At 60.9% G+C, this 11,032-nt stretch carries 10 protein-coding genes; 9 read left to right on the top strand and 1 reads right to left on the bottom strand.

The features are described from left to right. The first annotated feature begins 2 nt into the window (after positions 1-2). The 9 genes from C8C89_RS09240 to C8C89_RS09280 all read left to right on the top strand — a co-directional run bounded on the left by C8C89_RS09240 (position 3) and on the right by C8C89_RS09280 (position 9,975). The gene (locus C8C89_RS09240; RefSeq protein ID WP_243857951.1) at positions 3-1,379 is read left to right on the top strand and encodes a TolC family outer membrane protein; all 1,377 of its coding nucleotides are present in this window, start codon (positions 3-5) and stop codon (positions 1,377-1,379) included. Between the two features lie 146 nt (positions 1,380-1,525). Next, entirely contained in the window at positions 1,526-2,677 is a 1,152-nt protein-coding gene (locus tag C8C89_RS09245; protein WP_133989535.1) for an acyltransferase, read from the top strand. 189 nt (positions 2,678-2,866) lie between these two features. Next, entirely contained in the window at positions 2,867-4,291 is a 1,425-nt protein-coding gene (locus tag C8C89_RS09250) for a mannose-1-phosphate guanylyltransferase/mannose-6-phosphate isomerase (protein WP_133989537.1), read from the top strand. A 303-nt stretch (positions 4,292-4,594) separates the two neighbouring features. Then, positions 4,595-5,629 (top strand): GDP-mannose 4,6-dehydratase, encoded by a 1,035-nt coding sequence (gene gmd, locus C8C89_RS09255; protein WP_101482573.1) that lies wholly within the window; start codon positions 4,595-4,597, stop codon positions 5,627-5,629. Next, the gene (locus tag C8C89_RS09260; protein ID WP_101482572.1) at positions 5,626-6,489 is read left to right on the top strand and encodes an NAD-dependent epimerase/dehydratase family protein; all 864 of its coding nucleotides are present in this window, start codon (positions 5,626-5,628) and stop codon (positions 6,487-6,489) included. Before gmd ends, C8C89_RS09260 begins: the two co-directional genes overlap by 4 nt. Further along, positions 6,489-7,631 (top strand): glycosyltransferase family 1 protein, encoded by a 1,143-nt coding sequence (locus C8C89_RS09265; protein WP_133989539.1) that lies wholly within the window; start codon positions 6,489-6,491, stop codon positions 7,629-7,631. The genes C8C89_RS09260 and C8C89_RS09265 overlap by 1 nt, the downstream gene beginning before the upstream one ends. Before the next feature lie 109 nt (positions 7,632-7,740). Then, a complete protein-coding gene (locus C8C89_RS09270; RefSeq protein WP_101482570.1) occupies positions 7,741-8,871 on the top strand; it encodes a glycosyltransferase in 1,131 nt (376 codons plus the stop codon). A 75-nt stretch (positions 8,872-8,946) separates the two neighbouring features. Continuing rightward, positions 8,947-9,126: a hypothetical protein gene (locus tag C8C89_RS09275; RefSeq protein ID WP_133989541.1), complete on the top strand. Its 180-nt coding sequence runs from the start codon at positions 8,947-8,949 to the stop codon at positions 9,124-9,126. A 108-nt stretch (positions 9,127-9,234) separates the two neighbouring features. Further along, positions 9,235-9,975: a tetratricopeptide repeat protein gene (locus tag C8C89_RS09280; RefSeq protein WP_166674699.1), complete on the top strand. Its 741-nt coding sequence runs from the start codon at positions 9,235-9,237 to the stop codon at positions 9,973-9,975. 39 nt (positions 9,976-10,014) lie between these two features. On the opposite strand, the gene C8C89_RS09285 is transcribed toward C8C89_RS09280, so the two are convergent. Further along, positions 10,015-10,983: a hypothetical protein gene (locus tag C8C89_RS09285; protein ID WP_133989545.1), complete on the bottom strand. Its 969-nt coding sequence runs from the start codon at positions 10,981-10,983 to the stop codon at positions 10,015-10,017. Positions 10,984-11,032: the final 49 nt, after the last annotated feature.

Here is an 11,032-nt window from a genome sequence, read left to right on the forward strand (position 1 = left end):
CCGTGCCGATTTTGACCAAGACGACTCAACAGTTTCGCCTGCGCGCCATGGCGTGTGCCCTTGGCGCCCTGATGGCCATGGGGGCCGGCTCTGCCGCAGCGCTCAATCTGCAGCAGGCATACGATGCGGCGCTGAAGAACGATCCGACCTACAAGATGGGTTTTTACGAAAGCGAGGCAGGCAAGGAGAGCCGCGCCATCGGGCGCGCCGGCCTGTTGCCCAGCTTGAGTGCAAGTTACAGCGGCAGCCGCAATCGTGCCGACCAGACCGTAATCCAGACCCTGCCCCAAGGCCTGGGCACGTATAAGTCAGAGAGCCATCCGCAATACCTCAGCCGTTCCGCCGTGCTGCAGCTGCGCCAGCCGCTGTTCGCCATGGACGCGCTGGCGCGCTATCGCCAGGGCGTTGCGCAAAGCAAGGAAGCCGAGGCCAAGTACGAACTGAGCGGCAGCGATGTGGCCATGCGTGTGGTGAGCGCCTACTTCGACATGCTGTTTGCGAGTGACCAGGTGGCGCTGGTGCTGGCGCAGCGCGATGCACTTGAAGAGCACAGGAAGGTCACCAAGCGCATGTTTGAAAAAGGCGAGGGGACCAAGACCGACATGCTGGAAATCGAGGCCCGGCTGGATTTGGCGGAGGCCCAGGTGATAGAAGGGCGCGACGCCGTGACGTCCGCGCGTAACGCGCTCGAAGGCGTGGTCGGCATGGAAGTGGATAACCTTGCGCCGCTGGCGCCGAATTTCCGCGTCGAGCGTTTGCTGCCGGCCAGCTACGAGGAGTGGCGCACCATCGCGATGGAGAACAATCCGGAGCTGAGGGCGGCGCGTCATACCGTGGAAATCTACGAGCAGGAAATCCAGAAGGCGCGGGCCGGCCACATGCCGCGGCTCGACTTTGTTGCGACCTACAGCAACAGCGATTCCGACTCCATCACCACGGTTAACCAGAGTACGCTGAACCGCTCGCTTGGTTTCCAGTTGAATATTCCCCTGTATTCCGGCGGGCAGGTGAGTGCGGCGTCGCGCCAGGCAGTTGCTACTGCCGAGCGCTACAAGTCCGAGCTCGATGTGCGCACCAACCGGATGCTGGTAGAGCTGCGCAAGGCCCACAGCGTGGTGGTGAGCAGCATGGCCAAGGTCGACGCGCTGCTCAAGGCGGTCGATTCGGGCACCATGCTGATGAAGGCGACCGAGCAAAGCATCAAGGGCGGGGTGCGCATCAACCTCGACCTGCTGAATGCGCAGCAGCAACTGGTGACCAGCCAGCGCGACCTGGCGCAGGCGCGCTATAGCTATCTGCTCGGTGTGGTGCGCCTGAAGGCCGCCGCCGGTACCTTGAACGGCGCCGACGTGACGGAAATCGCCAACTATTTCCGTTGATGCCCAGCATCAGCCAGTAGCCGGACCTGGCGTAGACAGTGAAAAAAGCGACCGGCGCCCATGCTGACGGCGCCGGTCGTTTTTTTCGCTGGCTGGCGTGGACAGCGCCGTATAATGACGTTCCCCAGCAGCCCGGTATTGTTCTGATGAAATCTCTGAATCTTCCCTATAATCCCCGCATCGATCAGTTGCGCTGGCTGGCCGCCATGCTGGTGTTTCTGTTCCACTTCTATCTGGCCTATCGCGGCTCTGGCGGTGCCGCGCTGGGTAGTTCCTGGTTTGGCCTGGTGAGCGAAGGGCATACCGGGGTCGGCCTGTTCTTTACGCTGTCCGGTTTCCTGTTCATGCAAATCGCGCTGCACCAGCGCACCATCGAATATGGCCATTTCGTGCGCAACCGCTTGCTGCGCATTTTTCCCCTGTTCCTGACGATTTTCCTGCTGGCGACCTCGATCGGCCGCGATAAATTTCAGCCGCAGGATATTTTGTACCTGTTCACTACCAACCTCGGCATGTCGCCGACGTCGGGCACGGTTGTTACCGGGGCGGCCTGGTGCATCTCGCTCGAATTCCTGTTTTATATGGTTTTCCCCTTCCTGGCCCGCTTTGCCATGGAGCAGGGGCCGCGCTATCTGCTCAAACTGCTGGCCTTGATGTTGTTCTTCAAGCTGGCAGCCTATACGGTCAATGAGAATAGCGAGCTGATGTATTTCAGCACCTTCGTCGGCCGTTTCGATCAATTTTTGATTGGTATGCTGGCGGCCTTGCTCTACCAGCGCCACCACGCCAGGTTGCAGGCTTACGCCATCTGGCTGCTGCCGGCTGCAGCCGTGCTGGTGTTTGGCAACAGTGCGGCGCAGTCGCACTATGCCGCCTTCGGCGCTGCGCCCAAGTCGGCATTCTGGATATTCTGGTCGATGCTGGAAAGCGGCGGCTGGGCCTGCTTCATCGTCGCGTGGCTGGCGCGCGAACGCTCGCTGTTGCCGGCCTGGCTGGAGCGCATGCTCAACCACGGTGGCAAGGTCAGCTACTCGTTCTATCTCTTGCACATGGCCTTGATCCATCTGCTGCAGCAATGGTTTGGCCTGGTCTCCATCGTGCCCGGCGTGTGGCTCAATGCGGCCATCCTGCTGGTCCTGAGCTATGCTGCCACCTGGGCGCTTGCCACCCTGAGCTATAGCGCCATCGAAGAGCCCTTCCTGCGCATGCGCCGCAACTACGGTACATCGGGCATGGACAAGGGGGCGGGACAAGCTGCGCCAGTTGCTGTCACAGGCGGCGTCGCCAGCAGCAAATGAAATAATTGCGGCGAATCATCCGTCTCCCGGTATTGAGTTGATGCCTGATCAAATACTCTAATTTCCCGGGCTATATGCCCGGTGTTTGTTATTGTTACAATTGATTGCCCGAAGCAATTCCCCTTTCTGTCCGTTATGGATACAATTTGAGGTTTAAGCTTCGGCGAGCATGCAATTAAGGGAGCATCATTGAAACTCATACCAACTATATTATGCGGCGGCGCGGGATCGCGTCTGTGGCCAGTCTCCAGGGAACTGCATCCGAAGCCTTTCATCCGCCTGGCCGACGGTCACAGCTTGCTGCAAAAAGCCTGGTTGCGTGGCGCCGTATTGCCCGATGTTGCAGAAGTGCTCACGGTAACGAATCGCGAATTATTTTTCAAGACTGCCGACGAATACCGTGCCGTCGCCGGCAAGCCTGGTCTGGCCCTCAATAATAGTTATATCCTGGAACCGTGCGGACGCAATACGGCGCCGGCGATTGCCGTCGCCGCCTTGCATGTGGCCGCGACCCATGGGCCAGATGCCTTGCTGCTGGTGCTGGCTGCCGACCATTTGATACATGACGAGGCGGCGTTTGGCGCTGCCGTGGCGCAAGCCGTGCCGCTGGCCCGCGAGGGCTTGCTGGTCACCTTCGGCATTCAGCCCGAAGCACCGGAAACCGGCTTCGGCTACATCGAGGCCGAAGGCAATAAAGTGCTGCGCTTCGTTGAAAAACCATCGCTGGAAAAGGCCAGGGAGTACCTGCAAAGCGGTCGCTACCTGTGGAATTCCGGCATGTTCTGCTTTGCCGCCGGCGCGATGATCAGTGAGATGGAGCTGCATTGCCCCGAGATTCTGGCCGCCACCCGTCTATGCCTGGAGCAGTCGAGCACGGCACAGGGCAAGAACTTCCAGCAGATTGAACTCGATGCCCAGGCCTTTGAGCAGGTGGCCGACGATTCGATCGATTATGCCGTGATGGAAAAATCGGACAAGGTCGCGGTCGTGCCCTGCAGCATAGGCTGGAGCGATATCGGTTCCTGGAATGCGGTGGGTGAGCTGATCGAACCGGACGCAGACGGCAACCGTGTCGATGCCGAAGTGCAATTGCATGGCGTGAGTAATTGTTTCATCCAGAGCAAGGAGCGCCTGGTCGGCGCCGTCGGCATCGATAATCTGATCATCGTCGATACGCCGGATGCCTTGCTGGTGGCCGACCGCCGCCATGCGCAGGATGTCAAGCACTTGTATGCCAGCCTGAAGTCGCGCGGGCATGACGCTCACAAGCTGCACCGCACCGTGCACCGTCCGTGGGGCACGTACACGGTACTGGAAGACAGCACGCGTTTCAAGATCAAGCGCATCGAAGTCAAGCCTGGCGCCAGCCTGAGCCTGCAAATGCATCATCACCGCAGCGAACACTGGATCGTGGTGAGCGGTATGGCCAAGGTCGTCAACGGCGAGCGTGAATTGTTTGTCAGCACCAATGAGTCCACCTATATTCCGGCAGGCCACAAGCACCGGCTGGAAAATCCTGGTGTGCTCGACCTTGTCATGATCGAAGTGCAGAGCGGCGATTATCTGGGCGAGGACGATATCGTCCGCTTCCAGGATAATTATGGACGTGTCTGAAATACATTGAAGTTGCCAGGCGGCGTGCTGCTACCCTGCCAGTATTTTTTATCGTGCGGGGCTTCCTTCAGTATAATGTCCGCTGAGATAGCATAGGCGTGCCACCGGCAGCTGCTGCGGCAAGCTTCCCCATCGCACCTCGCGTCACTTTGCAGGCGCCGCACCGACGGAAACTGTCTGGCCCTGGCAGTAGCCCGCAGGCCGGGCGTAGCGTCGTCATGGGCGCCTGAATGCCGCCTGCCTTTACCTGTTAGCAATACAGCAATTATTTGCTGAAAATATATTACAATTGGAGTGCCTAAGTTGAAAAAAGCCATCATCACCGGTATTTCCGGCCAGGACGGGGCCTATCTGGCCCAGCTTTTACTGGAAAAGGGATATACCGTTTACGGCACGTATCGTCGTACCAGCTCGGTTAATTTCTGGCGTATTGAAGAGCTGGGCATCCAGGACCATCCGAATCTGCATCTGGTGGAGTATGACCTGACGGATGCCGGTTCCAACATTGCCCTGGTACAGCGCGTCCAGCCTGATGAAATTTACAACCTGGCCGCCCAGAGCTTCGTCGGCGTGAGTTTCGATCAGCCGGCAGCGACGGCCCATATCACCGGCATCGGCGCACTCAATTTGCTGGAAGCGATTCGTCTGGTGAATCCGAAGATCCGCTTCTATCAAGCGTCGACATCGGAAATGTTTGGCAAGGTGCAGGCTGTGCCGCAGGTCGAGAGCACGCCATTTTACCCACGCAGCCCTTACGGCGTGGCCAAGCTGTATGCGCATTGGATGACCGTTAACTATCGCGAAAGCTATGGTATTTTCGGCGCCAGCGGTATCTTGTTCAACCATGAAAGCCCATTGCGCGGACGTGAGTTTGTGACGCGCAAAATCACGGATGCGGTGGCCAAGATCAAGTTGGGCAAGCTCGATTGCATGGAACTGGGCAATATCGACGCGAAGCGCGACTGGGGCTATGCCAAGGAATATGTGGAAGGCATGTGGCGCATGCTGCAGGTCGATGAGCCCGATACCTTCGTGCTGGCGACCAACCGCACCGAAACCGTGCGCGACTTTGTCTCCATGGCCTTCAAGGCAGTCGGCATCGCGCTTGAATTCAAGGGCAGCGCGGAAGATGAGGTCGCAATCGATGTTGCGACCGGCAAGACCGTGATGCGCGTCAATCCGAAGTTCTATCGTCCGGCCGAAGTGGAGTTGCTCATTGGTAATCCGCTCAAGGCGAAAGAGAAACTGGGCTGGGAACCAACGACGACGCTGGAACAGCTGTGCCAGATGATGGTGCATGCCGATGTACAGCGCAATACGCACGGCTTTTCATTTTGAAGCTGCTAGTCACAGGCGCGAGCGGTTTCACGGGGCAGCATTTTGTCGCGCGCGCGCGCGCTTGTGGCCACGAGATTGTGTCCCTGCGGGCCAAGCTCGATGACCGGGCCGCCCTGGCAGCCGAAGTGGCTGAGGCGGCGCCGGAAGCGGTGGTGCATCTGGCTGCCATCAGCTTTGTCGGCCATGCCGACCCCGGCAGCTTTTATGACGTGAACGTGATCGGCACGCTCAATCTGCTCGATGCCCTGGCCGGGCTGGCGCAGCCGCCGCGCAGCGTATTGCTGGCCAGTAGTGCCAATGTGTACGGCAATTGCCTGCAATCGCCGATAGCGGAGACGCAGCCGCCGGCGCCGGTGAACCATTACGCCACCAGCAAGCTGGCGATGGAGCATATGGCGCGCACTTATCTGGATCGTTTGCCGATCTTCTTTACCCGTCCCTTCAATTACACCGGCCCTGGCCAGGCTTCGTCGTTCCTGATCCCCAAGCTGGTCGATCACTTTGCCCGCCGGGCAGACAGGATAGAGCTGGGCAATCTCGACGTCGAGCGCGAGTTCAACGATGTGCGCTTCGTGTGTGATGCCTATCTGCAATTGCTCGGCCATGCGCAAGCCGGTGAAATGTACAATATCTGCGGCGGACGTCCGGCGACCCTGCGTTCGGTGTTGGCGCTGCTGGCCGACATTACCGGCCACCAACTGGAGGTCAGCGTCAACCCCGCTTTTGTACGCGCCAACGAAATTCACCGCCTGTCCGGCTCCTCGGCCAAGCTGGACGCCGTTGCGCCCGGCCTCAGCCAGCCCCCCCTGCGCGAAACCTTGGTTTGGATGCTTGAGCATGCCGCCAGCGGCAGGGTGTGATGCGGGTTGCCTTTAATGCAACCGCGCTGCTGTCGCCGCTGACGGGTATCGGGCAATATAGCTATCAGCTTGCGCAGGCGCTGCAGGCGCGGGGCGACGTCGATCTCAATTTTTTCTATGGCACGGGCTGGAGCCGGCAGTTGCGCAGCCAGGCGGCGCCGGGCATTCTGACCATCAAGTCCCTGATTACCCGCTTCGTGCCGAACCCATATGCCGTAGGGCGGTTTGTGCAGCAGATTCGCTTCCAGTCCGGCATTCGGGCGCAGCAGCCTGACGTTTATCATGAGCCCAATTTCCTGGCGTTCAAATGCAAGCCGCCATCGATCATCACGGTGCATGATTTGTCCTGGATACGCTATCCGCATACGCATCCGGTGAAGCGCGTGCGGGCGATGAACCAGTTCTTTGAAAAAAGCCTGTCCCAGGTGGCCCTGATACTCACCGATTCGGCCTTCGTCAAACGCGAACTGATCGATGTCTTCCAGATCGCCCCGGAGCGCATCGTGCCGGTGGCGCTGGGCGTCGAGTCCATGTTTCGCCCCCGCTCGCCAGCCGAAACGCAGGCCCTGCTGCAAGTCCATGGCTTGCAGCACGGCGAGTATCTGATTGCCGTCGGGACGCTGGAACCGAGGAAAAACCTGCAGTCTGCCCTGCATGCCTTCATGTTGCTGCCGCCCGCCTTGAGGAAGCGTTATCCCTTGCTGCTGGTCGGCATGAAGGGCTGGCACACCTCGGCCCTGGAACAGCAGATCGCACCCTTGCTGCGTTCCGGGGAAGTGCGCCAGCTGGGCTATTTGTCGCGCGAGGATCTGGCCATCTTGCTGGCCGGCGCGAAAACCCTGATTTACCCCTCCATTTACGAGGGCTTTGGCTTGCCGCCGCTGGAGGCCATGGCTTGCGGCGTGCCGGTGATCGCATCGAATGTGTCCTCGCTGCCTGAAGTAGTGGGCGACACGGGCCTGGCGATCGATCCGGGCGATGTGGATGGCTTGGCAAACGCCATCACCGAATTGCTGGAAGATGACGCGCTGCGGGCAGTGCTGTCGGCCAAGGCCCTGGCGCGTAGCAAACAGTTCACCTGGGACCTGTGCGCGGAAAAGACCGTCGCGGCTTACCGCCAGGTACTGGGCGCAAAGGCCTGAGCCGCCGGGAGCGCTATTTCTTTTTGGTCCGCCCGCGCCTGCCCAGGCAGCAGGCTCCAGGCTGGAACAGGGCGCGCGCGTCCATTGATAAGTAAGAGGAGCAGTCAGTTTGAACCCAGCAGTTTTGCATGTGTACCGCACGTATTTCCCTGATCCGCCCGGCGGCCTGCAAGAAGCGATACGTCAGATCGCCCTCTGCACGGGACAGCAAGGTATCAAGAATACGATTTTCACCCTGTCGCCACAGCCGGTGCCTGCCGTGCTGGCAGCCCCTGAGGCGCGGGTGGTGCGTTGCCGTTCGTGGCTGGCGCCGGCTTCCTGCGACCTTGGCGGTCCCGCTGCGTTTTCCACCTACGCCCGGCTGGCGCGCGAGGCGGATGTGCTGCATCTGCTGTTTCCATGGCCGTTTGCCGATGTCCTGCATGCCGCCGTGCGCCCCGACCGTCCGGCGGTCATGACCTATATTTCCGATGTGGTGCGACAACGCTTTCTGGGGCCGGCCTATGCGCCCCTGATGTGGCGTACCCTGCGCTCGATGCGCCTGATCGTGGCCAATGCGCCCGTGTATGCCGAAACCAGCCCGATCCTGTCGCATCGCGATATCCGCGACAAGGTCCGTATCATTCCGCTGGGAATCGAGGAAAGTTCCTATTCCAAAATCGGCGATTCACAGATATTTTCGCGCCTGGGACTGGCCGAGGATCAGCCATTTTTTCTCTTCATCGGCGTCTTGCGCTACTACAAGGGCCTAGAGTTCCTGATACGGGCGGCCAAAAACCTCGGCGCCAAGATCGTCATTGTCGGCTCGGGACCGATGGGAGCGAGCCTGCGCAACCAGGCCAGGGAGGCCGCCGCGGACAATGTGGTGTTTGCCGGCCAGGTCAGCGATGCTGAAAAAGTAGCCTTGCTGCAACGTTGCCGCGCCCTGGTCCTGCCTTCACACTTGCGCTCGGAGGCGTTTGGCATGGTGCTGGTGGAGGCCTCGATGTTCGGGCGTCCGCTCATTTCCTGCGAAATCGGCACGGGGACTTCCTTTGTCAACGCGCACGAGGAAACGGGTTTTGTCGTGCAGCCCGAGTCGCCGGATGCGCTGCGCCGCGCAATGCAGACCCTGCTGCTCGATGAGGGCCTGGCGCATCGCATGGGATGTGCCGCCAGAGCACGCTACGAAGCCCTGTTTTCGGGGCCAGCCTTGGGCCGGGTCTACGCGGCCTTGTTCCGGGAAGTGGCAGCGATGTAAGGCTGGCAATGGTCAGGCTCTTGTGCCGCCAGTGCCTGTTTCGCTGTTGCTTGGCTGTTGCTTGGCTTTTGCTGCTTGATGCTGATGCCGGCGCGGGCCAAACTCGACACTCCCCGGCAAAGCGTACATTCCGTGGTGCTTGACAAGCAGGCTTTGGCGGCGGCCTTGGCGAACGCGCAGCCTACCCTCTGGAGCGCCGACGCGGGCTTGCTGCAGCTGAAAGCGCGCATCCTCGTCGCTTCGGTCGACTTGTAGCGCCCGCGTGTCCGGCGCAGCCTGTGCCACCGGCCGGTGTAATATCTGGCCTGGAGAAGCGGCGGCATGGTGCCAGCCGCTGCCGTCACGAACGAACGAGGTCGCAGCATGACAATTTTTGGCATAGGTATCCACATCCTGATCGCGGTATTTTTTGCGATTCACGTGGTGCGCAACGGGCAGCAGCTGTACTGGCTGCTCATTTTATTCATGTTCCCGCTGCTGGGCAGCGTGGTGTATTTCTTCGCCATCTACCTGCCCAATTCGCGCCTGCCGCAAGGCGCGCGCAAGGTTGCGTCGGTGGCCGTGCAGGTGCTTGATCCCAACCGCGAACTGCGCGAGGCGAAGGCCGCTTTCGAGTACACGCCGACGGCGCAAAACCAGATGCGCCTGGCCAGCGCGCTGCTCGAAGCGGGCGATGCGCAGGAAGCGGCAGCGACGTATGAAGCCTGCCTGCAGGGAGCGTTTTCATCGGACCTGGAAATTCGCCTGGGCGCGGCACGCGCCTACCTGGAATGCGGGCGCGGCACCGAGGCCTTGACGCACCTGGAATTCATCCGCCGCAACGACACCCATTTCCGTCCCGAGATGGTGTCCCTGCTGACGGCCCGCGCGCTGGCGCAAAGCGGGCGCCAGGCGGAAGCGAAGGCGGAGTTCGACGAGGCACTGACGCGCTACAACAGCTTCGAGTGCCGCGCCGAGTGCGCGATCTGGGCGCTGCAGCAGGGCGACAAGGTGTTGTCGGAGCGCCTGCTGCTCGATATCGACAGCGCCATGGCCCGCTGGAGCAGCCATACGCGTGCCATGTATGCGCCGCTGCTGGTGCGCCTGGAAGCGGCACGCCGATAGCTGGCTTGCGTGGGGTCAGACCCGGCGGGTCGGACCCCATTAGACGCCAGGCACCGTATTCTTGCCTTCAACCAGTTTGTACCCCTTGCCATCGAAAGCATAGCGCGCGCGACCGTTCAGTGGCGTGGCGATGCGCGGCGGGTCTTCGTCCGGCTTGACCGTGACGCCGGGCTTGATCTTTTCGGACGCGCCCGTGAAATCGAGCAGCAAGTCGTCGTAGGCGCCGCCGTTGCGCGCGGGGGCGAAGCGCCACTTGCCGTCGACCATCCAGCACTCGTCCATGTCCGGCGTGCAGGCGCCCATATTGTCCGAGTACAGGTCGATGCCGCCATCGAGCGCGGTCACCATGCCGTCGCCGATTTCAAACAGGGCAAGCTGCGTGATGGTGTAGCCCTGGCCCGTATAGCCGTGGCGTATCGCCAGTCCCGGCTTGTTCGCGCCCAGCATGACCCAGTGGACTTCACCCAGCTGTCCTGACGAACCCAGGGCGGCGATGTTTTCCAACCGCTTCACGACTTGCCACTGGCCGTCTTCCGGCTGGCCCTTGGGCGCCAGGAAAAAGACATTCAACAAGCCCGGCGAGGCGTGCGCCGATTCTGCCGTGCCTTCCGTGTTGGCCGTTTCCGCATTCGCCACCAGGATGGCGCGGCCATCGGGCAGCAGCTTGTGACTGATGGCACTGACCACATAACTGAGTTTGTCGACATGGTTGTCCGGATCGGACAGGTCGGCCAGCGCATCGTCGCTGTCGCCACGGTAGTCCTTGCCAAACACGGCGCGCATCATGCCCGCCTCGCGCTTGCGTGCTTGCGGCGTGTTCATCTCTTCCGTCTTGGGCGCAGTGGCGGCCGGCGGCGGCACGTGCTCTGCCGATGCCGTATCTGCGGCGGCGGGGACATCGGCTACCACGTCAGCTGCCACGTCGGCGCTGGCGGGGGCGGTCTTGTCCGAGCAGGCGCCGAGCAGTGCGGATACCAGTAGCAGGACGAGCGGGGTGCGGTAATTCATAGGCAGGGCAGATTGCGTTCATGGAGAATGGGCGCAGTATGCCAGATAG

It is taken from the genome of Janthinobacterium sp. 75, assembly GCF_004365495.1.
Taxonomy (GTDB): domain Bacteria; phylum Pseudomonadota; class Gammaproteobacteria; order Burkholderiales; family Burkholderiaceae_D; genus Janthinobacterium.

Bases quoted from the DNA above. Each gene is read 5' to 3' on its own strand.
- C8C89_RS09245 (WP_133989535.1), top strand. From the start codon at position 1,526: ATGAAATCTCTGAATCTTCCCTATAATCCCCGCATCGATCAGTTGCGC.
- C8C89_RS09265 (WP_133989539.1), top strand. From the start codon at position 6,489: ATGCGGGTTGCCTTTAATGCAACCGCGCTGCTGTCGCCGCTGACGGGT.
- C8C89_RS09280 (WP_166674699.1), top strand. From the start codon at position 9,235: ATGACAATTTTTGGCATAGGTATCCACATCCTGATCGCGGTATTTTTT.
- C8C89_RS09285 (WP_133989545.1), bottom strand. From the start codon at position 10,983: ATGAATTACCGCACCCCGCTCGTCCTGCTACTGGTATCCGCACTGCTC.